The sequence below is a fragment of the Bacillus basilensis genome (genome assembly GCF_050630465.1).
Taxonomy (GTDB): Bacteria; Bacillota; Bacilli; order Bacillales; family Bacillaceae_G; genus Bacillus_A; species Bacillus_A basilensis.
In genome coordinates, this window is record NZ_JBNTQO010000021.1 from 57,491 (window position 1) to 80,396 (window position 22,906).

Genomic DNA, 22,906 nt, shown 5'->3' on the forward strand with positions numbered 1-22,906 from the left:
AATATAATAAAAAAAAGAGATTCATACATGCGTATGAATCTACAAAATATGAGTATATTCCAAAACATTTTTTCCGATCAATAATATAGTAACTAATAAAAATAAAGTCCTTACATATCCAACACCTTTTTGAACTGCAAACTTCGATCCAAAATAAGCACCCAAAATCATCGATAATCCCATAATAATACCGTATTCAAAATGAATTACATCTAAAAATAAAAAAGTAATTAACGATACGATATTACTAACAAAGTTCAAAAGTTTTCCAGATGCTGCCGCTTGAATAAAATCCAAACCAATTAATAAAAATGCAAAAATTAAAAAGGATCCTGTCCCTGGTCCAAAAAATCCATCGTAAAACCCTATCATTAAAATAACAAAGAAAAATATTAATGTTTTTCTTTTCGTCATCTTCTTATAGGTAGATACACTTCCCCAATCCTTTTTCGCAATAATATAAATGGCAATGAATACCAACATAACAAGCACTAACGGACGTAAAATATCCGGCGGAATAAACTTTACTACTAAAGCACCTGCGACTGCTCCTATAACAGTTAACGGGATTAACTTTCCTACAATTTTAAAATCGACCTTTCCCGATCGAATAAAATAAATTGCACTCGTAAACGTCCCCATCGTTGCAGCTAATTTATTCGTTGCAATGGCCGAAGCTGGTGGTAAACCAACAAACATAAGTGCCGGAAGTGAAATTAATCCTCCACCGCCAACAACTGAATCAATAAACGCTGCTAAAAATCCGAATGCAATTAATAAAATAATGACTTGAAAACTTAGTTCGTCCATGCGCTTTACCCCTTACCCCCATTTTTTATAACATTTTAAATTATAACAAAATTTATCGAGAAAAAAAGCCGTTCCATAAAGGAACGGCCCTCCTATTTAATCTAAAATTTTCACAAACGGTTCATCTTGCTTCGCTTCACGTATAATAATCGCTTCTGGGCGTTCTACAGATTTAATCGTTACTTGCACCCTCATATAATTCGGGAAGTATTCCATAACAAGCCCGGCTACATATTGTGTAAAGCCAATTATTTCTGCTTTCCCATTAAATTGGACAGGAATATCAAGCTTTATTTCTCTTAATTCATCGTCTCTATACATACCAGTACCGATAACAGCTGTATAGTCGCCTTGGAAATAATCGCTTAGTTTTGCTTTAAAGTTTGATACTCTCGCCAGATCTTCACGTTTATTATCTGTTTTCGCTTGTTCAGATGGGAACAAATAATATTTCTCATTAATTTGTTTCCAATCCTCAACCGTTTCACTACCTTTTTCTACATTTGCATAAGAAACAAAATTACCTGGTACGAGCGAAGATTTTGGAGATTGACGATAAATTGCAAATGTAATCGGAACAGTTTTTGTCTCAGCGTCCTTTTGATGCATAACTTTCAAGATTTCTTGCGCCATTTTTTTCCCTTCAGCTAACATTTTTTCTTGCTCGATTTTAGCCTCACGTGGATAACCATGCTCTTCCTCGTAATAATGAACCGAATTCATCGCTAATCCAACTACAATGCCACTAAGCTCATTTTTGTTCACATAATAATCATGCTCTAAAATATTTGAAATATATATTGGACTTTTGTTATTTTTCACTTCTATTGATTCGGATCCTGCACCTAATGCGGGATTTAACCCTATATTCGGGAAGTTAACCGCATCTTTTTTTAATTTATCTTCTAGTTCCTTTTGTTCTGCATCTGTACGTTTTCTTTTAACAAGCATCTGTATATACTGAGTATTTAGGAACTTTCCGCCTTTTAAAACATTATCTTTCGTACTAAATGATTCTTTCGCAATTCGCATTAATCCTGTTTCAAACTCATCTATATCAAGGCGACTATTTAATCCTTGCACAACTAACCCGCGTGCTTCTCCACCATCAAATGGAACAGTCGTCTTATAATATTCATCTGAAATAGCGTATTTTGGAACAACTGATTGCTCTTTTGCTTTCCCCGATTTCTCAACCACTTTTTCATCTTTGTCGGCACCTGCGCTACACCCACTTACAAGTAGACCAAGGCTTAATACCGCTAATGCTATTTTTTTCATGGTAAGTTTGCACCTCTTACTTATTTAGCTCTTGTAAGAACCTCTCTTCATTCCAAACCTCAACATTATGCTTCTCCGCTTGTGCTAATTTCGAACCTGCCGCTTCACCTGCAACAACCAAATCCGTACTTTTACTAACACTTCCGGTTACTTTTCCACCTAATGCCTCAATTTTTTTCTTCGCTTCACTACGTCCCATAATTTCTAATTTCCCCGTTAAAACGACAGTTTTTCCAGCGAAGTACGACTCAACGTTTTGTAAATCAGCAATTTTTATGCCTTTGTATGTCATGTTCACTCCGTATTCTTTAAATTGTTGTAATAACTCTAATACGTCTTCATTATCGAAATACGTTACGACGGATTGAGCCATTTTTTCGCCAATTTCATTAATTGCTTTTAATTCTTCTTCCGTTGCCTTCACAAGCGCATCCATCGTTTCGAAATGCTCAGCAAATGTACGTGCTGCTTTCGCTCCAACATGGCGAATTCCAAGACCAAATAATAATCGCTCTAATGAGTTCTCTTTAGAATTCTCAATTGCTTGTACTAAATTCGTTGCTGATTTTTCACCGAATCGTTCTAGTTCCAATAATTGCTCTTTCGTCAACGAATATAAATCAGCAAATGTACGAATATAATCAGCATCAAAGAGTTGTGTAATGACACGTTCTCCAAGTCCATCAATATTCATTGCATTTCTTGAAACGAAATGGATTAGCCCTTCTCGAATTTGAGCTGGACAAGTTGGATTTATACAACGAAGTGCTACCTCTTCTTCTAAACGAACTAGTTCACTCTCACATGCTGGACAATGCGTTGGCATATGATATTCTTCTTCCTCACCAGTACGCTTATCAAAAATAACGTTCACAACTTCAGGAATAATATCTCCGGCCTTCTTCACAACAACGTAGTCACCAATTCGAATATCTTTTTCGCGAATTAAATCCTCGTTATGTAAAGAAGCACGACGAACGATAGTACCAGCCACTCGCACTGGCTCTAGCTCTGCAGTTGGTGTTACAACACCTGTACGGCCAACACTTAATTCAATACCTGTTAATCTTGTTACAACTTCTTCAGCTGGGAATTTATAAGCGATTGCCCATCTTGGACTCTTTGCTGTAGTTCCTAAGCTTTCTTGAAGAGCAACATCGTCTACTTTTATCACGATTCCATCAATCTCATAATCAAGATGCGGACGTTTTTCTTGCCATTCTTCAACATAAGCTATAACTTCTTCAATTGTTTCACATGTACGACGATTTGGATTTGTTTTGAATCCAAGTTCACCTAAGAAATCAAGCGATTCACTATGTGATGGAATTGTTTTTTCTTCTACATTCGCAAGACCGTATACAAACATAGATAAATTACGCTTCGCTGCAATTTTTGGATCAAGTTGGCGTATTGAACCTGCTGCCGCATTACGCGGATTCGCAAATACATCTTCACCATTTTGTTCTTTTTCTTCATTTAACTTAACGAATGAACGCTTCGGCATATAAGCTTCGCCTCGTGCTTCTAACGTTACTTCTTCATTTAAACGAAGCGGGATCGCTTTAATCGTTTTTAAATTTTGAGTAATATCTTCCCCTGTTACACCATCACCACGTGTCGCTCCTTGAATAAAGCGTCCTTTTTCATAATGAAGCGAAACAGCAAGCCCGTCAATTTTTAATTCGCATATATATCTTACATTCGCACCATCAATTCCTTGACGTACTCTGCGGTCAAAATCGCGTAAATCTCCTTCGTTAAATGCATTCCCTAAACTTAACATTGGTGACTTATGTGTTACTTTTTCAAATATATCAAGAATAGCTCCCCCAACGCGAACGGAGGGAGAGTCTTCACTCATAAATTCTGGGTTCTCTGCTTCTAATTTTATAAGCTCCTGCATATTACGGTCATACTCCGCATCAGAAACAGAAGGATTGTCTAATACGTGATACTGATAGTTAAATGTATTTAACAAATCACGCAGTTCTTCTATACGTTTTTTTGCTATCTCTTTTGACATATCCTCATTCCTTTCCTATTGTTTCGTCACAGGTGCAAATTTTGCTAACAAACGTTTAACACCAATTGGGCTTGGGAACGCAATATCTAATTCTTTTGCATCACCTTCACCTTTTACACTTACAACTGTACCGACTCCCCATTTTTGGTGGGAAGCTTTATCGCCTACTGCCCAGCCGATTTGTTCGCCACCTGTTGTCTTAGCTGCAGGACGCGCGAAAGCTGAACGAGAACGTGTGGTAGTTGTCGTTTTACTTGTACTTGTCGTTCTTCCTTTTGCCCCAAACGAAGTTTCACGCTTCGGCGCTGTTTCATTTAATGATTCCACTAATTCTGCCGGGATTTCTGTAATAAATCGAGATGCGGCATTCATACTTGTTCTACCAAATAAAGTACGCATTTGTGCATTGGATAAATATAACTCTTCTTCTGCACGAGTAATACCTACATAAGCGAGACGACGCTCTTCTTGCATTTCATCTTCTTCCATTAGAGAACGTGTATGAGGGAATATTCCTTCCTCTAAACCTACAATAAAGACAACTGGGAATTCTAATCCTTTTGCTGAGTGCATCGTCATTAAAATAACTTCCTCACCAGCAGTTGGATCTTCATCTACACGATCAATGTCAGCAACAAGCGCTAAGTCTGTTAAGAATGCAACAAGACTCTTATCTTCGCTTTGAGATTCAAATGTTTGTGTAACAGATAAAAACTCATCTAAGTTCTCTAAACGACCTTCTGCTTCTAAAGTACGCTCGTTTTTCAACATATCGCGATAGCCTGTTTTTTCAATAACTTCCTCTACCAATTCTGTAACAGATAAATACTCTTGCATATTTACCCAGTTGTGTAATAAACCTGCGAATTCTTTTACTGCCTTTGTAATTTTTGCACTTACTCCAACATGCTCAATCTCATCGAATACAGCAGTTAATGAAATTCCATTTTGTACACCGTAATTAATAATTTTATCGATAGAAGTCGCACCAATTCCGCGCTTTGGCATGTTAATAATACGTGCGAAACTAATCTCATCATCTGGATTCCCAATTAAACGTAAATACGCCAAAATATCTTTAATCTCTTTACGGTCGTAGAACTTAGTACCGCCGACGATTTTGTAAGGAATATTAGATTTCAGGAAAATCTCCTCGACCATACGAGACTGAGCATTTGTACGATATAACACTGCAAAATCAGTATATTTTCGTTTTCCCATTTGAATATCATCACGAATTTTTTTCGCAACAAAATATGCTTCGTCTTTTTCCGTTGCAGCACGATAATACGAGATTTTGCTTCCAACTTGATTATCTGTCCATAATTTCTTCGGTTTACGATTCGTATTTTTTTCGATAACAGCATTCGCTGCATTTAAAATATTTTGTGACGAACGATAGTTTTGTTCTAACAGAATAACTTGCGCATTCTCATAGTCTTTTTCGAATGACAAAATGTTGGAAATGTCCGCACCACGCCAGCGGTAAATAGATTGATCTGAGTCACCTACAACGCATAAATTTTTAAAACGTGCTGCTAAATGTTTAACAAGAAGGTACTGCGCTTTGTTCGTATCTTGATACTCATCCACGTGAATATATTGGAACTTACGCTGATAAAACTCTAGTACTTCTGGAACACGTTCAAATAGCTGAATCGTTGTCATAATTAAATCATCAAAGTCTAATGAATTATTTTTCAAAAGACGTTTTTGATATTCTGTATATACATCGCTCGTTAATTTTTCATATGGATCAGCGATTGTAATTTTTTTCGCATATTTATCTGCAGATAACAATTCATTTTTCGCATTACTAATACCAGCTAAAATAGAGCGCGGCTCAAATTTCTTCGGATCAATATTACGCTCTTTCATAATTTTTTTGACTACAGTTAACTGATCGCCTGAATCTAAGATTGTAAAGTTACGATTAATACCAATACGATCGATATCACGTCGTAAAATACGTACACACATAGAGTGGAACGTCGAAATCCAAATATCTTCTGCTTCTGGTCCGACAAGTGTATCAATACGCTCGCGCATTTCACGAGCTGCTTTATTTGTAAAGGTAATAGCTAGTACATTCCATGGTGCTACACCTTTTTCACCAAGTAAATACGCAATACGATGTGTTAACACACGTGTTTTACCACTACCTGCACCTGCCATTAATAGAAGTGGTCCATTTGTTGTTTGTACTGCTTTTTGTTGTTGCGGATTTAAACCATTTAATAACCTATCTGTTGTACTCATATACGCCTGCACCTACTCTCCTTTTACTGCTTTAACTGTTTTTAACGCTGCTTTTATATCATCATAAATAATATTTCCAACAACTACTGTATCAGCATACTGCGCCATTTCTTTCGCTTGCTCTGCATTAGAAATACCGCCGCCATAATACAACTTCGCTTGTTTTAATTCTGCTTTTACATTTTTAACAAGTTCAATGTCGCCATACGTACCGCTATATTCTAAATAAAATATCGGTAAACGTAATAGCTTATCTGCTAAACGCGCGTATGCAATCACATCATCCTCTGTTACATCACATTTCGCATCTGTAAGCTGGGCTACTTTCGCTTCAGGATTTAAAACACAATATCCTTCCATGAAAATTTCGTCCCAGTCCATAATATCCCCAAATTCTTTCAAAGCCTCATGATGAACACCTGTTACCCATTCCACCTTTCGGCTATTTAAAACGCTTGGGATATAATAAAAATCAAATCCTGGTGTAATTGCTTCCACATCAGAAACCTCTAATACACAAGGAACTGCATATCTACGAATGCTAACTAGCATGTGTAGTACATTATCAATTGTCACTCCATCACTTCCGCCTACAATAACAGCATCTGTTCCAGACTCACAAATCATCTCTAAATGTTCATCACTTAACTCCTTATTTGGATCAAGCTTAAATACATGTTTCCACCCGGAAATATCGTACATGAAAACACCCTTTCTTTTCTCGAGTTATATATTTCTGTTCAAAATAACAGTTTATTTTCATCATTATTGTTTTAAAACGGAGAATTAAGTTTGGAATTACCTCTTCCATATTTTTTAAACGAGAGGATTTAATTTTGAATTTCCTTTTATGCATTCTTTCATTATAACAAAAAAAGCTACTTACACACACGCACATTCCAACATCTTTTTCCACGTCAAATGTTGGATTACATATCCCAAAAATCAAACGGGATACTAATAAAAGAAATAGTATTATCTATTTCAACTTTCATAAAAAGGAGTGTTTTTCTAATGAAGCAAAATATCGGTACAATAAATGCCCTAATTCGAATTACACTCGGACTTGTCCTCTTCGGTTGTAGTGCAACTAAACTCGTACGCAAACCTTGGTGCACTTGGTCTAACGTCTTGCTATGGATTGGTGCAATGAAAGTTGCAGAGGGAATTGTTCGTTTCTGCCCTGTTGTTGAAATGTGGAAATTCGGAAAATACATGAATATGGGGGCATTTAAAATGCCTAGCATGAATTTTGCCGAAAAGGGACATACTAAAGAAGAAGTGAATCAAACTTCCAGTCACGACAAACCAAAGTCAAATGGAAGTTATGACGCTTCTGACAAAGAGATTGAGTCAGCGATTGAAGATATAATCCTGGCAAAACCGCTTTGAATCATTTGTCACGATGCAAGATGCTCTCAAAGGGACTTAGCTGCTGCAGTGGGCGGTTAAGTCTTCTTTATTTTACCATAAAACAGAACGTACATTCTTGTTTTTAATCTTAAAATGTACATAAGAGATACCTAATCAATAAAATTCAGAAAATTAGGTGTAAACCCCTTGCTTAAAATGATATAAAAGTGATATCATTTTTATATCAGGAGGCGATCATATGAAAGAAAAACAAGTTTTTTATGTAAATGGTTTTCTCGGTATTATCGGGATTTTAATTTTAGCCGCTATCGGTGTATTTTTCCTTGTACAAGAAATTTTCATAGTAGCAGCAGTCACACTTCTTTTAGCAGTAGTTATCGCTACAGGTATTGGTATTGTTCAACCAAATCAAGCGAAAGTCATTACGTTTTTCGGTAATTATTTAGGAACAATTCGTCAAAACGGTTTATTTTTAACGATTCCATTCGCATTCCGTCAAACTGTATCGTTACGTGTTGAAAATTTTAATAGTAAGAAATTAAAAGTAAACGATGTTGAGGGAAATCCGATTGAAATTGCAGCCGTCATCGTATATAAAGTTGTGGATTCTGCAAAAGCAATGTTCGGTGTTGAACATTACGATCGATTTGTAGAAATTCAAAGTGAAACAGCAATCCGCCACGTCGCAACAAAATATCCTTATGACAATTTCCAAGATGAAACTTGCATCACGTTACGCGGAAATACTGAAGAAATCTCCGAAGAATTAAAACGCGAGTTAGAGGCGCGCCTTGAAATCGCTGGCGTAGAAGTATTAGAAACTCGTTTAACACATTTAGCTTATGCAACAGAAATTGCCCATGCAATGCTACAACGTCAACAAGCAAAAGCAGTATTAGCTGCTAGAAAAGAAATTGTTGAAGGTGCTGTGAAGATGGCGAAAGATTCAATCCATATGTTAGATGAGGAAGGCGTACTGGAACTCGATGACGAGCGTAAAGCGAGTATGGTGAACAACTTATTAGTTGCCATCGTTTCAGATAAAGGTGCGCAACCAGTTATTAATACAGGAAGCCTATACTAAAAGGCTCTAAATCATTATGGCTAAAAAGAAAAGCTTTCCATTACGTATTGATCCTGAATTACATGCAGTCATCGAAAAATGGGCGAATGATGAGTTTCGTAGCGTCAATGCACACATCGAGTATTTACTTCGAGAAATGGCAAAGCAAAAAGGTAAATTGAAAAAGGATAAAGATGCATAAAAATCCCGCTGATTTCTCAGCGGGATTTTTCACATATTAATTTCTCGTCATCTCATGCCCAATGGCGCGATACCCTATATCACCTCGGTAAAATAGACCATCACTCTCAATTTTACCAATTTCTTTATACACCTTATCTTTCGCTTCTTGTAAACTATTCGCCTTACAAGCAACAAATAGTACACGGCCACCGTTTGTTACAAAGTCCCCATGCTTCATCGCTGTACCCGCATGGAAAACAATCACATCTTGCAATGCATCTAGTCCGCTAATAATATCACCTTTTTTATATGCTTCTGGGTATCCTTTCGAAGCAAGTACAACACCAATAACTGCTTCTTCTGACCATTGTAACGTTAGTTCACTCTCATCTAATACAGCGTTACATACATCAACTAAATCATTTTCTAAGCGAGGTAATACAACTTCCGTTTCAGGATCACCAAAGCGAGCATTAAACTCAATTACCTTTGGACCATCATTTGTTAAAATAAGACCTGCGTATAAAATACCTGTAAACGAACGGTTTTCTGCAATCATCGCCTTAGCAGTTGGATGTAATACCGTTTTTATCGCCTCTTGAACTGCTGATTCCGGAATTTGTGGTACTGGGGAATACGCACCCATTCCGCCTGTATTCGGACCTTTATCACCATCAAAAGCTCGTTTATGATCTTGCGCAATTACCATCGGATGCACAGTTGTTCCATTCACAAATGCCATTAATGAAAATTCTTGTCCATCTAAAAACTCTTCAATAACGACCTTCTTACTTGCTTCACCGAACTTTACATCTTGTAGCATTTCTTTCACAGCCTGTAATGCTTCTTCAAGCGTCATCGCTACCGTTACACCTTTACCAGCCGCTAAGCCGTCTGCCTTAATAACAATTGGTGCACCAACTTTTTCAATGTACTGTACTGCTTCTTCATAGTCTGTAAAAGTTTCGTACGCCGCAGTTGGAATATTATATTTTTTCATCAATTCTTTAGTAAAAGCTTTACTACCTTCAATAACAGCAGCCGCTTTATTCGGACCAAATACGCGAAGTCCCTCTTCTTTAAAACGATCAACAATTCCATTCATAAGCGGAATTTCTGGTCCAACGAAAGTTAACTCAACATTATTCTCTTTTGCAAATAAGACCAATGTATCAAAATCATTTTCATCAATATCAACAGGTGTTGCAACATCTCGCATACCTTCATTACCTGGTGCTACATACACTTTTTCTACCTTTTCAGACTGTGCAAATTTCCAAGCTAAAGCATGCTCACGCCCACCGCGGCCGATTACTAAAACATTCATATTTCATCCCCCAATATTTAAATAAGTACAAACTAGAAGCTATGCTCCTAGTTTGTTTCTTCTAAAATTACTCTATTAATGTTTGAAATGACGTACGCCAGTGAACACCATCGCAATCCCATACTTATCTGCCACTTTAATAGAATCCTCATCACGAATTGATCCACCTGGTTGGATAATTGCTGTAATACCAGCTTTTGCTGCTTCTTCTACTGTATCTGGCATTGGGAAGAAAGCATCAGATGCAAGTGCGCTACCTTGTGCTTTTTCGCCAGCTTGTGTAATTGCGATTTTTGCAGAACCTACGCGGTTCATCTGTCCTGCACCTACACCAACTGTCATGTTATCATTCGCTAAAACAATTGCGTTTGATTTCACATGTTTTACAACTTTCCAAGCTAGTTTTAAATCTTTCCACTCTTGCTCTGACGGTTCACGTTTCGTCGGAATTGAAATTGTACTTTCATCTAATGATAACGTATCTTCCTCTTGAACAAGAAGACCACCTTGTACAGAAGTTAGTTTTTTGCTTGCACTTGTCGCTTTTTCAATATTTACAGTTAGTAAACGTAAGTTTTTCTTACCTTGCAACACTTCTAAAGCTTCTTTTGAGAAAGAAGGTGCAATAATAATTTCTAAGAAAATTTCATGTAACTTTTCAGCTGTAGCTTTGTCGATTTCACGATTCGCTGCAATAATTCCTCCAAAGATTGATACTGGATCCGCTTCATAAGCGCGTGTATATGCTTCATGAATATCAGTACCTACTCCAACACCACATGGATTCATATGTTTTACCGCTACTACTGCTGGCTCTGTAAATTCTTTTACGATACTAAGCGCTGCGTCTGCATCATTGATATTGTTATAAGATAATTCTTTACCATGTAATTGTTCCGCATATGCAACAGAAGAAGTTGCTGCGAATGGTGCTTTATAGAAAGTCGCTTTTTGATGTGGATTTTCTCCATAGCGTAAGTCTTGTTTTTTCTCAAATGTCACAGTTAATGTTTCAGGACTTTCTTCACCCATTTGCTCTGTTAAGTAATTAGAAATTAGCGCATCATATGCTGCTGTATGACGGAATACCTTCGCTGCTAATTTACGTTTCGTTTCATCTGTTACTTCACCGTTCTCTTTCAGTTCTGCTAATACAACATCATAATCTACTGGATCTACAATTACAGACACAAACTTATGATTTTTCGCTGCAGAGCGAATCATTGTCGGGCCACCGATATCAATATTTTCAATTGCATCAGCAAATGTTACATCAGGCTTAGCGATTGTTTCTTTAAATGGGTATAAGTTAACAACAACAAAGTCAATTGGTTGAATACCTAATTCATTCATTTGCGCTACATGTGTTTCATTATCGCGAACTGCTAATAGACCACCATGGATATTTGGATGTAATGTTTTCACACGACCGTCCATAATTTCTGGGAACCCAGTTACTTCAGAAATACCGATTACTTGTAAGCCATTTTCTTCTAGTAATTTTTTCGTACCACCTGTTGATATAACTTCGATCCCTTGTTCTAGTAAACCTTTAACAAATTCTACTACTCCTGTTTTATCTGAAACACTTACTAATGCACGCTTTTTCATTGATCCTTCACCCCTGGTTGTATGTTAGTTAACAGTTGGTTCTTTCACAGATTGAACAATTTGATTCACTGTATTTACGTATAATTTATGTTCAACTTGTTGAATTTTCTTTTGTAAGCTTTCTCTCGTATCCCCTTCAGAAACAACTACTGCTTCTTGCGCAATAATTGGTCCTGTATCCATACCTGCATCTACATAATGAATTGTTACTCCAGTTATTTTCACACCTGCTTCTAACGCTTGACCAACAGCATCTTTACCTGGAAAACTCGGTAGTAGTGATGGATGAATATTAATAATCTTCCCGCCGTATGCTTCTAGTAACGTTGGCCCAATTAAACGCATATATCCAGCTAAAATAACATAATCAATTTTATATTCTTCTAGCTTCTTTAATATCTCTGTTTCAAACACTTCTTTTGACTCATATGCTTTCGCTGAAAAGGCGAAGCATGGAATATGATGATAATGCGCCCGACCAACAGCACGTGCTTCTGGTTTATCACATACTAATAAACTAATTTCTGCATCCAATCTTTTCTCTTCTACTGCATTAACGAGAGATTGAAAGTTAGATCCGCTTCCAGAAGCAAAAACTGCTAATCTACTCATAGTTCTGTGCCCCCGTTAAAGGTAACGCCAGCCCCTTGTACAGTACGTCCAATAATACGAGCTGTTTCCCCTTGCTCTTCAAGAAGACGAACAATATCTTTTGCTTCTTCTTCCTTCACTGCTACTACCATACCAATACCCATGTTAAAAATATTGAACATTTCTTTCTCTTCTAGTTTTCCCACTTCTTGAAGTAAACTGAAGATCGGTTGAATTTGCCAAGATCCTAATTCAATTTCTGCACCGATTCCTTCTGGTAACATACGTGGAATATTCTCAATGAATCCGCCACCTGTAATATGCGCCATACCGTATACTTCATATTTCTTCAATAGTTCTAAAATAGGTTTGACATAAATTTTCGTTGGTTTTAATAATTCTTCACCGAGAGGTAGTTCTAAGCGTCCGTAAATACGATCTAAAGATAGTTCTCCATCTTCTAGCAATACTTTTCTTACTAAAGAATAACCGTTACTATGAATACCACTAGATGCTAAGCCGATTAATACGTGACCAGCTTCAATCTTTTCACCTGTTACAATTTTCTTTTTATCAACAATTCCAACTGTAAAGCCAGCTAAATCATACTCTTCTGTAGAATACATTCCTGGCATTTCAGCTGTTTCTCCACCAATTAATGCACAACCTGCTTGGCGACAGCCCTCTGATATACCTTTGACGATGTTTTCAATTTTACTAGGTTCAGCTTTACCACAAGCAATATAATCAAGGAAGAAAAGCGGCTCTGCTCCTTGGACAACAATATCATTTACACACATTGCTACTGCATCAATACCAATTGTGTCATGTTTATCTGCCATAAAAGCGAGCATCAATTTCGTTCCCACACCATCTGTTCCAGATACTAATACAGGTTCTTCTAATGCAAATTTTGATAGATCAAACATACCTCCAAAACCGCCTAAACCGCCTAGTACTTCTTTTCTCATAGTTGTTTGTACGTGTTTTTTCATGCGAGATACCGCTTCATATCCAGCTTCAATATCTACTCCCGCTTGCTTATATGCATTCGCCATCGTTATCTACACCTCGTCTTTTAATTTCTCCCTATCTAGGGCTGGCCGTTTTAAGAAAGAAGCTAGCTTCTACCTCAAAAGAAGTAGAAGCTTTTTTCTTCTTATTTCATACTTTCTAAAAGCTCTTGCTCATAATCATAAAGTGCTGTTGGATAGTCTCCATTGAAGTAAGCCATACATAGACCGCCATATTTCCCTTCATATGGACGTCCAATTGCATCTACTAATCCATCTTCGCTTAAAAATGTTAATGAATCTGCACCGATTATTTCACGAATTTCTTCTACTGTATGATTTGCTGCAATTAATTCTTTTCTCGTTTGAATATCAATGCCATAGAAGCATGGATATTTCAGAGGTGGTGACGCAATTCTTACGTGGACTTCTGTCGCTCCAGCCTCGCGAAGCATACGAACAATTCGTTTACTTGTTGTTCCTCTTACGATAGAATCGTCAATCATAACAACTCGTTTTCCTTCAACTACACCTCTTACTGCTGAAAGTTTCATCTTAACCCCTTGCTCTCGCAGTTCTTGAGAAGGTTGAATAAACGTACGTCCAACGTAACGATTTTTAATTAGTCCTAACTCATACGGAATACCTGTCGCCTCCGCATAACCAATTGCTGCTGAAATACTAGAGTCTGGCACACCAGTAACAACATCAGCTTCAATAGGAGCTTCTGCCGCCAAACGTTTCCCCATGTTTTTACGTGCTGCATGGACGTTAATACCTGCAATATTAGAATCCGGACGTGCAAAGTAAATGTACTCCATACTACAAATTGCATGATCTACTTCATTTGTAAAACGATCTACGTGAATTCCTTCATCATTGATGATAAGTAATTCACCCGGTTCTACATCACGAATGTATGTTGCACCTACTACATCGAAAGCACATGTTTCTGATGCTACAACGTAAGCATCACCCATCTTTCCAATTGAAAGAGGACGGAACCCATTTGGATCTAGCGCAACAATCATTTCATTTCCAGTTAGTAAAAGGTATGCAAACGCACCTTTCACTTTATTTAGTGCCTCTTTTACACTTTCAATTAAAGAATCTTTCGTACTACGCTTAATAAGATGTAAAAGTACTTCTGTATCTGAACTCGTTTGAAAAATACTTCCCTCTGCCTCTAATTCGCGGCGAAGCATTTTTGCATTAATTAAATTTCCGTTATGAGCTAATGCCATACTATGATCAGAAAAACGGAATAATAATGGTTGAACGTTAGCTACTTCACTTCCACCAGCCGTCGCGTATCGTACGTGTCCGATTGCTGATTTTCCGTTCAATCCTTCTAGCTCACCTCTTGAAAACACTTCCGATATTAAACCTAACCCCTTGTGACCGACGATTTTTTCCCCATTATTTACGACAATGCCTGCGCCTTCTTGCCCACGGTGCTGTAAACTGTGCAATCCGTAGTATGAAACTTGTGCCGCATTTTCATGCCCCCAAATTCCAAAGACGCCACATTCTTCATTTAACCCCTTTATTTCAGCAAGCATGGGATTGCCCCTTTCCAAGCCTTTCTCATTTCATCTACATTTGCTGTAAGCAATACTTCATTCTCTTCATTATGAATTGTTACTTCATTTGTATTTGTCACTTCTCCAACTTGAATTGCTTCTACCGCTTTCTCGAATGCTTCTTTATTTTCACGTTTTACAGTTAAAACGAAGCGAGATTGTGATTCAGCAAATAATGCAGCTGTTGCTTCTCCAACTAATTTCACAGTAGCACCTAAGCCGTTAGCACCAATTGCACTTTCAGAAATTGCAACTGCTAAACCACCTTCAGCAACATCATGTGCTGATTGAATAAGGCCAGCTTGAATTGCTTCTAATACTTGTTTTTGGCGTTTTAATTCTACATCTAAATCGATGCTTGGTGATTGACCGAAAATTTTGCCGTGAATCATTTTCTGTAATTCACTTCCACCAAACTCAGCTTTCGTCTCACCGATTACATAAACTAAATCACCAGCTTGCTTAAACTCTTGTGTTGTTACGTGTTTTAAGTCATGTACAAGACCGACCATCCCAACAGTCGGTGTTGGATATACCGCTTCCCCACTACGCTCGTTATACATCGATACGTTTCCGCCGATAACTGGCGTTTGTAATGTACGACAAGCTTCACTCATACCATCTACTGATTTCTCAATTTGCCAGAAGATCTCTGGTTTTTCTGGGTTACCAAAGTTTAAGCAATCTGTAATTGCAAGTGGCTCTCCGCCAGAACATACGATATTACGAGCTGCCTCTGCTACTGCAATTTTACCGCCCATTTCTGGATCTAAGTAAATATAGCGAGAGTTACAATCTGTCGTCATCGCTAATCCTTTTTCTGTACCGCGTACACGTACAACTGCTGCATCTGAACCTGGTGCAACAACTGTGCTTGTGCGTACTTGATAATCATATTGATCATAAACCCACTCTTTACTTGCAATGGTTGGTTGCTGTAATAAAGCAAATAACGTTTCTTTATAATCTTCTACTTTTGGCGTTTCCATTTTCATTGCTTGGAATTCAGCAAAGTATGCCGCTTCTTTTGATGGCTTATAATAAATTGGTGCTTCTTCTGCTAAAGCATCTGCTGGCACTTCCGCTACCTTTTCACCTTTATGGAATAAACGAAGCATTTTATCTTCTGTTACTTTCCCCATCGTAACTGCTGCAAGGCCATACTTCTCAAATAAATCTACTATTTCTTGTTCTCTACCTTTTTTCACAACGATTAGCATACGCTCTTGTGATTCAGATAGCATCATTTCATATGGAGTCATTCCTGTTTCACGCTGTGGTACATCATCTAAGTACATTTCAATACCCATACCTGCTTTACTCGCCATTTCTGCAGAAGATGAAGTTAAACCGGCAGCTCCCATATCTTGAATTCCAACAAGTGCGTCCGACTGAATAAGTTCTAAGCAAGCTTCAATAAGAAGTTTCTCCATAAATGGATCCCCTACTTGAACTGCTGGACGCTTCGCTTCCGAGCTTTCAGATAGTTCTTCAGATGCAAATGTTGCACCGTGAATACCGTCACGACCAGTAGATGCTCCTACGTACATTACCGTATTTCCAGCTCCGTGTGCCTGCCCTTTTTTAATGTCTTCGTGGTTAATTAAGCCTACACACATTGCATTTACAAGTGGATTTCCTTCATAACATGGATCAAATTGTACTTCGCCGCCAACAGTCGGAATACCGATACAGTTACCGTATCCTGCAATCCCTGCTACTACTTCTTCGAATAAATATTTCACACGTGGTGATTGTAACTCCCCAAATCGAAGTGAGTTTAATAGAGCTACTGGACGCGCTCCCATAGAGAATACGTCACGGATAATACCACCCACGCCTGTTGCTGCTCCTTGATATGGTTCAATAGCTGAAGGATGGTTATGGCTTTCCATTTTAAATACAACCGCTTGATTATCACCGATGTCTACAATTCCAGCACCTTCCCCAGGCCCTTGCAGAACACGCTCACCTGTTGTTGGGAATTTTCGAAGCACTGGTTTTGAATTTTTATAACTACAATGTTCAGACCACATAACAGAGAATAATCCTGTTTCTGTATAATTTGGCAGACGACCTAAAATCTTTTCAACCATGGCAAACTCTTCGTCTGTTAGCCCCATTTCCGCATATATACGCTCTTCTTTAATTTGTGTTGGATTTGGTTCAAGCATTAACGACATATGTTTCCCTCCACTGTTTTAAGATAGATTGAAAGACTTTTAACCCTTCAGCACCGCCAAGTAATTCATCTACAGCACGCTCTGGGTGCGGCATCATACCAAGTACGTTTCCTTTTTCATTTACGATACCAGCAATATCTGATACGCTACCGTTCGGATTTTCTACGTAACGGAATGCAATCTGATTATTCTCTTCTAATCTTTTAAGAGTTTCTTCATCACAATAGTAATTCCCCTCACCATGTGCGATTGGAATGTTGATTACTTCATCTTTTTCATATTGTGATGTAAACATCGTTTCATTATTTTCAACACGCAACTGAACAGTGCGGCACATAAATTTTAAGTTTTCGTTTCTCATTAATGCTCCTGGTAGTAATCCTGATTCAACAAGAATCTGGAATCCATTACATACGCCTAAAATCGGCTTTCCTTGTTCAGCAGCTTTTTGCACTGCTTTCATTGCATTCGCAAAGCGAGAAATAGCACCGCAGCGTAAGTAGTCACCGTAAGAGAATCCACCTGGTAGTAAAATTGCATCATATTCATCTAAATTCTCTGTATCGTGCCAAACGTAATCTACTTCTTCGCCAAGCTCATCTTTAATTGCATGGAACATATCGACATCACAGTTCGAACCCGGAAATACTATTACTGCAAATTTCACTGTGCGACAACCTCCTCAACTTCATAACGGAAGTCTTCCATTACAACGTTTGCTAATAGTTTTTCACACATTTCCTTTACCTTTGTATCAAGATCAGATACTGATTTATCAATTGTTAGTTCCATGTACTTTCCGATTCGAACGTCTTGTACTTCTGTAAATGAAAGACTATGAAGTGCGCCTTTTACCGCTGTTCCTTGTGGATCTAATACGCTTTCTCTTAATGTTACATATACCTTAACTTTATACATGTGAAATTCCCCCTAAACGTTTTAAAATCTCTTCATAAGCATCTGTTAAATTTCCAAGACCGCGACGGAATACGTCTTTATCAAACTTTTCATTGCTCGTTTCATCCCATAAACGGCAAGTATCTGGTGAAATTTCATCTGCTAAAATGATTTCTCCTTCATCGGTTACACCAAACTCTAATTTAAAATCTACTAACCTTACACGACAGCTTGCGAAATGATCAATCAACACTTGATTGATTTGTAGAGCCATATCTCGTAATACGCTTACTTGCTCTGGCGATGCAACGTTTAATACACGAATATGATCTTCCGTTACAAGCGGATCTCCTAAATCATCATCTTTGAAGTAAAATTCTACGATTGGTTCTGCAAGTACAGTTCCCTCTTCCATTCCTAATCGTTTTGAAAGACTTCCTGCAATTACATTTCTAGTGACAACTTCTAAAGGAATAATACTCACTTTTTTAACAAGTTGTTCTGTAACAGATAACTTCTCAACAAAGTGTGTTTTAATTCCTACTTCTTGTAACTTTCTGAACAATAAAGTTGTAATCTCATTGTTCAAACGACCTTTTCCTGTAATCGTCTCTTTTTTCTCCCCATTGAAAGCAGTCGCACTATCTTTGTACTCTACCCAAACCATATCTGCTGATTCTGTACGATAAATTCTTTTTGCCTTACCTTCATACAGCAATTCTAGCTTTTGCATTTCGCAAGCCCCCTGTAGTTTGAAAAATGTGAATAATGTTTTTATAAAGAATGGCACAGAATGACTCTATTCTGTGCCATATGAAATTTTACGCTTCGTTTAATCCAAGGCGTTCAAAGATTGTATCAACGTGTTGCATATGATGCTCATAGTTGAAGCATTCATTAATTTCTTCTTGTGTTAATTTGCTTGTGATACGCTCATCAGCTTCTACAAGTTCTTTAAATTGTACTTGTGTTTCCCAAGCTTCCATCGCTTTAGGCTGTACGATATCGTAAGCTTCTTCACGTACCATACCTTTGTCGATTAACGTAAGCATTACTCGTTGAGAATAAATTAAGCCGTATGTTCTTGTCATATTGCGTTTCATATTCTCTGGGTATACAGTTAAGTTTTTAACGATATTACCAAAGCGATTTAACATGTAATTTAACGCGATTGTAGCATCTGGTAAAATTACGCGTTCTGCCGAAGAGTGCGAAATATCGCGCTCATGCCATAATGGAACATTCTCATAAGCTGTCATCATATAACCGCGGATAACACGAGCTAAACCAGTCATATTTTCAGATCCAATTGGATTACGTTTATGTGGCATTGCAGAAGAACCTTTTTGACCTTTTGCGAAAGCTTCTTCCACTTCGCGTGTTTCACTCTTTTGTAAACCACGAATCTCAACTGCCATCTTTTCGATAGATGTTGCGATTAATGCAAGTGTTGACATGTAATGAGCATGGCGATCACGTTGCAATGTTTGTGTTGAAATTGGCGCTGCTTCTAATCCTAAGTTTTCGCAAACAAATTTTTCTACGAATGGATCAATATTCGCGTATGTACCAACCGCACCAGATAGTTTACCAACGCGAACAGTATCTGCAGCTTGTTTGAAACGCTCTACGTTACGTTTCATTTCTTCATACCAAAGACCAAGTTTTAAACCAAATGTTGTTGGTTCTGCATGAACACCATGTGTTCTTCCCATCATGATCGTGTATTTATGCTCTTTCGCTTTGTTAGCTAAAATGCTTACAAAGTTTTCTAAGTCTTTTAATATGATTTCATTCGCTTGTTTTAAGATGTAAGATAACGCTGTATCTACTACGTCTGTAGATGTTAAACCGTAATGAACCCATTTACGTTCTTCACCTAATGCTGGTGTTTCTGATACAGCACGAGTAAATGCAACTACGTCATGACGTGTCTCTTTTTCAATTTCATAAATACGATCAATATCAAATGATGCATGCTCACGAATTTTTTTAACATCTTCTTTTGGAATATCGCCAAGCTCAGCCCATGCTTCACAAGCTAAAATCTCAACCTCTAACCACGCTTTAAATTTGTTCTCTTCCGTCCAAATTGCACCCATTTCTGGGCGTGTATAACGACTAATCATCTTTTTCCCTCCAACAGTTGTTCTTGATGGTCCCAAATATGCAAACTCTTCGCTTTTTCTAGAGCGACTTCAATATTATCATTTAAAATATTAACATGCCCCATTTTCCGCTGCGCTTTTGCTTCTTCTTTTCCATACAAGTGTAAATAGCACCCGGTTAATCTATTCACTTGTCTTAGGACCCCTTCTATATGTTCGCCTAAAATGTTTACCATGACAACTGGTTTTAACAAATTTGTTTCTCCAAGAGGTAAATTACAGATCGCTCGAATATGTTGACCAAATTGACTCGTTTCACATGCATCCTGTGTATAGTGTCCTGAATTGTGAGGTCTTGGTGCTAATTCATTAATATAAATCTCACCATCAGCTGTAGCAAACATCTCTACCGCTAGTGTTCCCACAAGTTCTAGTTCATCCGCAAGCACCCTTGCATAAGCAATTGCTTTTTGAGAAAGTTCTTCTGTAATGCGAGCTGGAACGATAGATTCATGCAAAATGTTATTTACATGAATATTTTCTGCTACCGGAAATACTTTCGTTTCACCACTTACACTACGAATTACAATAACTGATACTTCTTTTTCAAAAGGCACCCATTTCTCTAAAATACATTCTGCTGCATTCGCAAGCTTTCGTGCTTTATCAACGTCAGCTTCACTTCTTAAAACAACTTGCCCTTTCCCGTCATATCCACCTGTCGTTGTTTTTAAGACGGAAGGATATGATAACTCGGTGATTGCTTCAGTAAGCTGCTCTTGAGTTTGGACCAATCTATACGTTGCTACTGGTAGTCCCGCGTTTTCAATTGCATTCTTTTCGGTAAAACGATTTTGCGTTTTACTTAACAACTGACTGCCTTGCGGTAAGTAAGCATGTTTTTCAAGCCATTGTAAACATCTATAATCAATATTCTCAAATTCATATGTGACAACATCACTGATCTCTGCTAAATGCTGAATTGCTTTTAAATCGTCATATGATGCAACAATTTCAATATCAGCAACTTGTGCACATGGTGAATGTTTTGTAGGATCTAAAACAGCAATTTTATATCCCATCTCCTTAGCTGCCAATGCCATCATTCTTCCTAGCTGGCCGCCTCCAATAATACCGATTGTTTTTCCAGGTAAAATGATTCTCGTCATACTAGCTCACTACCTTCGCGCACATCTTTTTCAATTGCTTCTCTTCTCAATTCTAATGCATCATGTATGTCATCATGGAATGATCCAAGTATTTGTGCAGCAAGTAAACCAGCATTTGTTGAACCAGCCTTACCAATTGCAACAGTTGCAACTGGAACCCCTCCTGGCATTTGGACGATAGATAATAATGAATCTAAGCCGTTTAACGCTTTTGATTGAACTGGAACTCCGATCACAGGAAGATTCGTCTTCGCAGCAACCATTCCTGGTAAATGCGCTGCTCCACCAGCTCCAGCAATAATAACTTTCAATCCACGTTCACGAGCCGTCTCTGCATATTCAAACATATAATCCGGAGTCCGATGAGCGGATACAACTTTTTTCTCATACGGTATATTTAATTCATCTAAAATGTCACAAGCATATTTCATTGTTTCCCAGTCTGACGTGCTTCCCATTATGACTCCAACTAGTGATTTCATATTAGAATCCCCCCGATTCAAATAAAAAAAGCCTGAAATAGAACAGTTTCTCTTTTACTATGAGAGAAAGTGCTCTACTCAGGCATACGTATCCCTTGTGAATAGAAAAATACCGAGTGACTTTCCCTCATAGTCTAACGAATAACGGTCGTTAGGTAGAGACTTGCAGGCCATATCCCCGCGATTATATGAGGTCTTATATATTATTCTTTCTATGGCTATATTAACAATATTTCATAAACAATGTCAATAAATAATCGAATGTTTTTTTATTAGTCACTCATAACGTTCGTGTTTTAGTTATATTCAAAAGAATAATTGTAACTATATGCAAGAAGGATAAGAAATTAGAATATATATTTCTAGAGATCTATCAACCCCACTGATTATTAGCTCACACCAATCGAGCTTTTACGGACAGCCTGAACCCTACCTAACTTCTTTGCTGTCGCTAAATTTTGAGGTGAGGGTCTTACTGTCCGGCAAATAGCGGGATAAAGCATATCGTTTATATTCATTTGATTTATAAGAAGGACAATAATGAAAAAACAACTACACTCTTTTCATATTTATTCCTTTGTATCGTAGTCATTGCTATAATGATTGAATACTTATTTCTATCATCCTACTTTTTTTCTCATTATTTAAAATATATACTTATGGTAGAAATAACGTTTCCTAACATAGGCATTATTTTAGGAGCAATCGGAAAACCTAGAAAACAAAAAATCATTACTATTACTTTGAATAGCCTCATTTTTACTCTTTTTTCCTCTTTACAATTATTAAATGTATGGATTATGACATTTAATAAGTAAAAATAAACACAAAAAAACCTAAGTCGAATCGACTTAGGTTTTTGCTTGGCGACGTCCTACTCTCACAGGGACAAGGTCCCAACTACCATCGGCGCTAGAGAGCTTAACTTCCGTGTTCGGTATGGGAA

General features: G+C 37.6%; 21 protein-coding genes, 1 rRNA gene and 1 riboswitch. Of the genes, 4 read left to right on the plus strand and 18 right to left on the minus strand.

Annotated elements, in window-relative coordinates:
• Positions 1-39: 39 nt before the first annotated feature.
• From ACQVV1_RS26010 to pcrB, 5 genes are all read right to left on the minus strand, one after another.
• On the minus strand, positions 40-810 hold the full coding sequence (locus ACQVV1_RS26010; RefSeq protein WP_000343967.1) for a TSUP family transporter: 771 nt from the start codon (positions 808-810) through the stop codon (positions 40-42).
• A 96-nt stretch (positions 811-906) separates the two neighbouring features.
• A complete protein-coding gene (locus tag ACQVV1_RS26015; RefSeq protein WP_431169712.1) occupies positions 907-2,091 on the minus strand; it encodes a CamS family sex pheromone protein in 1,185 nt (394 codons plus the stop codon).
• Positions 2,092-2,107: 16 nt separating this feature from the next.
• Positions 2,108-4,117 (minus strand): NAD-dependent DNA ligase LigA, encoded by a 2,010-nt coding sequence (ligA, locus tag ACQVV1_RS26020; protein ID WP_063221567.1) that lies wholly within the window; start codon positions 4,115-4,117, stop codon positions 2,108-2,110.
• 15 nt (positions 4,118-4,132) lie between these two features.
• Positions 4,133-6,376 (minus strand): DNA helicase PcrA, encoded by a 2,244-nt coding sequence (gene pcrA, locus ACQVV1_RS26025; protein WP_199677698.1) that lies wholly within the window; start codon positions 6,374-6,376, stop codon positions 4,133-4,135.
• A 12-nt stretch (positions 6,377-6,388) separates the two neighbouring features.
• Entirely contained in the window at positions 6,389-7,078 is a 690-nt protein-coding gene (pcrB, locus tag ACQVV1_RS26030) for a heptaprenylglyceryl phosphate synthase (protein WP_063221566.1), read from the minus strand.
• A 312-nt stretch (positions 7,079-7,390) separates the two neighbouring features.
• Between pcrB and ACQVV1_RS26035 the strand changes: the two genes are divergently transcribed.
• From ACQVV1_RS26035 to ACQVV1_RS26045, 3 genes are all read left to right on the plus strand, one after another.
• Positions 7,391-7,768, plus strand: coding sequence for a YgaP family membrane protein (locus ACQVV1_RS26035; RefSeq protein ID WP_063221565.1), 378 nt, complete (start codon positions 7,391-7,393; stop codon positions 7,766-7,768).
• A 220-nt stretch (positions 7,769-7,988) separates the two neighbouring features.
• Complete coding sequence (locus tag ACQVV1_RS26040; protein WP_242256143.1) at positions 7,989-8,834, plus strand: SPFH domain-containing protein; 846 nt, start codon at positions 7,989-7,991, stop codon at positions 8,832-8,834.
• Positions 8,835-8,850: 16 nt separating this feature from the next.
• Positions 8,851-9,015, plus strand: coding sequence for a type II toxin-antitoxin system antitoxin (locus ACQVV1_RS26045; RefSeq protein ID WP_001085171.1), 165 nt, complete (start codon positions 8,851-8,853; stop codon positions 9,013-9,015).
• Between the two features lie 36 nt (positions 9,016-9,051).
• Here the strand turns inward: ACQVV1_RS26045 and purD are convergent, their stop codons facing one another.
• From purD to purE, 12 genes are all read right to left on the minus strand, one after another.
• Positions 9,052-10,323 (minus strand): phosphoribosylamine--glycine ligase, encoded by a 1,272-nt coding sequence (purD, locus tag ACQVV1_RS26050; protein ID WP_242256145.1) that lies wholly within the window; start codon positions 10,321-10,323, stop codon positions 9,052-9,054.
• A 75-nt stretch (positions 10,324-10,398) separates the two neighbouring features.
• Complete coding sequence (gene purH / locus ACQVV1_RS26055; protein WP_063221562.1) at positions 10,399-11,934, minus strand: bifunctional phosphoribosylaminoimidazolecarboxamide formyltransferase/IMP cyclohydrolase; 1,536 nt, start codon at positions 11,932-11,934, stop codon at positions 10,399-10,401.
• Between the two features lie 24 nt (positions 11,935-11,958).
• Positions 11,959-12,546: a phosphoribosylglycinamide formyltransferase gene (gene purN / locus ACQVV1_RS26060; RefSeq protein ID WP_098557202.1), complete on the minus strand. Its 588-nt coding sequence runs from the start codon at positions 12,544-12,546 to the stop codon at positions 11,959-11,961.
• The gene (purM, locus tag ACQVV1_RS26065) at positions 12,543-13,583 is read right to left on the minus strand and encodes a phosphoribosylformylglycinamidine cyclo-ligase (RefSeq protein WP_063221560.1); all 1,041 of its coding nucleotides are present in this window, start codon (positions 13,581-13,583) and stop codon (positions 12,543-12,545) included. The genes purN and purM overlap by 4 nt, the downstream gene beginning before the upstream one ends.
• A gap of 101 nt (positions 13,584-13,684) precedes the next feature.
• Positions 13,685-15,100, minus strand: a complete 1,416-nt coding sequence (gene purF / locus ACQVV1_RS26070) for an amidophosphoribosyltransferase (protein WP_000879028.1) — start codon at positions 15,098-15,100, stop codon at positions 13,685-13,687.
• Complete coding sequence (gene purL / locus ACQVV1_RS26075) at positions 15,085-17,304, minus strand: phosphoribosylformylglycinamidine synthase II (RefSeq protein ID WP_242256149.1); 2,220 nt, start codon at positions 17,302-17,304, stop codon at positions 15,085-15,087. Before purL ends, purF begins: the two co-directional genes overlap by 16 nt.
• Positions 17,288-17,971, minus strand: a complete 684-nt coding sequence (gene purQ / locus ACQVV1_RS26080) for a phosphoribosylformylglycinamidine synthase subunit PurQ (protein WP_048375606.1) — start codon at positions 17,969-17,971, stop codon at positions 17,288-17,290. The genes purL and purQ overlap by 17 nt, the downstream gene beginning before the upstream one ends.
• On the minus strand, positions 17,968-18,222 hold the full coding sequence (gene purS, locus ACQVV1_RS26085; protein WP_063221558.1) for a phosphoribosylformylglycinamidine synthase subunit PurS: 255 nt from the start codon (positions 18,220-18,222) through the stop codon (positions 17,968-17,970). The genes purQ and purS overlap by 4 nt, the downstream gene beginning before the upstream one ends.
• On the minus strand, positions 18,215-18,934 hold the full coding sequence (purC, locus tag ACQVV1_RS26090; protein WP_309259626.1) for a phosphoribosylaminoimidazolesuccinocarboxamide synthase: 720 nt from the start codon (positions 18,932-18,934) through the stop codon (positions 18,215-18,217). Before purC ends, purS begins: the two co-directional genes overlap by 8 nt.
• Before the next feature lie 88 nt (positions 18,935-19,022).
• The gene (gene purB / locus ACQVV1_RS26095) at positions 19,023-20,330 is read right to left on the minus strand and encodes an adenylosuccinate lyase (RefSeq protein ID WP_060629311.1); all 1,308 of its coding nucleotides are present in this window, start codon (positions 20,328-20,330) and stop codon (positions 19,023-19,025) included.
• A complete protein-coding gene (gene purK / locus ACQVV1_RS26100; RefSeq protein ID WP_063221556.1) occupies positions 20,327-21,478 on the minus strand; it encodes a 5-(carboxyamino)imidazole ribonucleotide synthase in 1,152 nt (383 codons plus the stop codon). Before purK ends, purB begins: the two co-directional genes overlap by 4 nt.
• On the minus strand, positions 21,475-21,960 hold the full coding sequence (gene purE, locus ACQVV1_RS26105; RefSeq protein WP_000839367.1) for a 5-(carboxyamino)imidazole ribonucleotide mutase: 486 nt from the start codon (positions 21,958-21,960) through the stop codon (positions 21,475-21,477). The genes purK and purE overlap by 4 nt, the downstream gene beginning before the upstream one ends.
• Positions 21,961-22,070: 110 nt before the next feature.
• Positions 22,071-22,172: riboswitch (purine riboswitch) on the minus strand.
• 387 nt (positions 22,173-22,559) lie between these two features.
• Here purE and ACQVV1_RS26110 point away from each other — a divergent pair.
• Positions 22,560-22,778, plus strand: a complete 219-nt coding sequence (locus tag ACQVV1_RS26110) for a hypothetical protein (protein ID WP_431169714.1) — start codon at positions 22,560-22,562, stop codon at positions 22,776-22,778.
• Between the two features lie 43 nt (positions 22,779-22,821).
• On the opposite strand, the gene rrf is transcribed toward ACQVV1_RS26110, so the two are convergent.
• A 5S ribosomal RNA gene (gene rrf, locus ACQVV1_RS26115) occupies positions 22,822-22,906 on the minus strand; the annotation flags it as partial.

What these genes read in the sequence shown, in the direction of transcription:
- ACQVV1_RS26010 (WP_000343967.1), bottom strand. Translation starts at nt 810, where the DNA reads ATGGACGAACTAAGTTTTCAAGTCATTATTTTATTAATTGCATTCGGA.
- ACQVV1_RS26015 (WP_431169712.1), bottom strand. Translation starts at nt 2,091, where the DNA reads ATGAAAAAAATAGCATTAGCGGTATTAAGCCTTGGTCTACTTGTAAGT.
- ligA (WP_063221567.1), bottom strand. Translation starts at nt 4,117, where the DNA reads ATGTCAAAAGAGATAGCAAAAAAACGTATAGAAGAACTGCGTGATTTG.
- pcrA (WP_199677698.1), bottom strand. Translation starts at nt 6,376, where the DNA reads ATGAGTACAACAGATAGGTTATTAAATGGTTTAAATCCGCAACAACAA.
- pcrB (WP_063221566.1), bottom strand. Translation starts at nt 7,078, where the DNA reads ATGTACGATATTTCCGGGTGGAAACATGTATTTAAGCTTGATCCAAAT.
- ACQVV1_RS26035 (WP_063221565.1), top strand. Translation starts at nt 7,391, where the DNA reads ATGAAGCAAAATATCGGTACAATAAATGCCCTAATTCGAATTACACTC.
- ACQVV1_RS26040 (WP_242256143.1), top strand. Translation starts at nt 7,989, where the DNA reads ATGAAAGAAAAACAAGTTTTTTATGTAAATGGTTTTCTCGGTATTATC.
- ACQVV1_RS26045 (WP_001085171.1), top strand. Translation starts at nt 8,851, where the DNA reads ATGGCTAAAAAGAAAAGCTTTCCATTACGTATTGATCCTGAATTACAT.
- purD (WP_242256145.1), bottom strand. Translation starts at nt 10,323, where the DNA reads ATGAATGTTTTAGTAATCGGCCGCGGTGGGCGTGAGCATGCTTTAGCT.
- purH (WP_063221562.1), bottom strand. Translation starts at nt 11,934, where the DNA reads ATGAAAAAGCGTGCATTAGTAAGTGTTTCAGATAAAACAGGAGTAGTA.
- purN (WP_098557202.1), bottom strand. Translation starts at nt 12,546, where the DNA reads ATGAGTAGATTAGCAGTTTTTGCTTCTGGAAGCGGATCTAACTTTCAA.
- purM (WP_063221560.1), bottom strand. Translation starts at nt 13,583, where the DNA reads ATGGCGAATGCATATAAGCAAGCGGGAGTAGATATTGAAGCTGGATAT.
- purF (WP_000879028.1), bottom strand. Translation starts at nt 15,100, where the DNA reads ATGCTTGCTGAAATAAAGGGGTTAAATGAAGAATGTGGCGTCTTTGGA.
- purL (WP_242256149.1), bottom strand. Translation starts at nt 17,304, where the DNA reads ATGTCGTTAATGCTTGAACCAAATCCAACACAAATTAAAGAAGAGCGT.
- purS (WP_063221558.1), bottom strand. Translation starts at nt 18,222, where the DNA reads ATGTATAAAGTTAAGGTATATGTAACATTAAGAGAAAGCGTATTAGAT.
- purC (WP_309259626.1), bottom strand. Translation starts at nt 18,934, where the DNA reads ATGCAAAAGCTAGAATTGCTGTATGAAGGTAAGGCAAAAAGAATTTAT.
- purB (WP_060629311.1), bottom strand. Translation starts at nt 20,330, where the DNA reads ATGATTAGTCGTTATACACGCCCAGAAATGGGTGCAATTTGGACGGAA.
- purK (WP_063221556.1), bottom strand. Translation starts at nt 21,478, where the DNA reads ATGACGAGAATCATTTTACCTGGAAAAACAATCGGTATTATTGGAGGC.
- purE (WP_000839367.1), bottom strand. Translation starts at nt 21,960, where the DNA reads ATGAAATCACTAGTTGGAGTCATAATGGGAAGCACGTCAGACTGGGAA.
- ACQVV1_RS26110 (WP_431169714.1), top strand. Translation starts at nt 22,560, where the DNA reads ATGATTGAATACTTATTTCTATCATCCTACTTTTTTTCTCATTATTTA.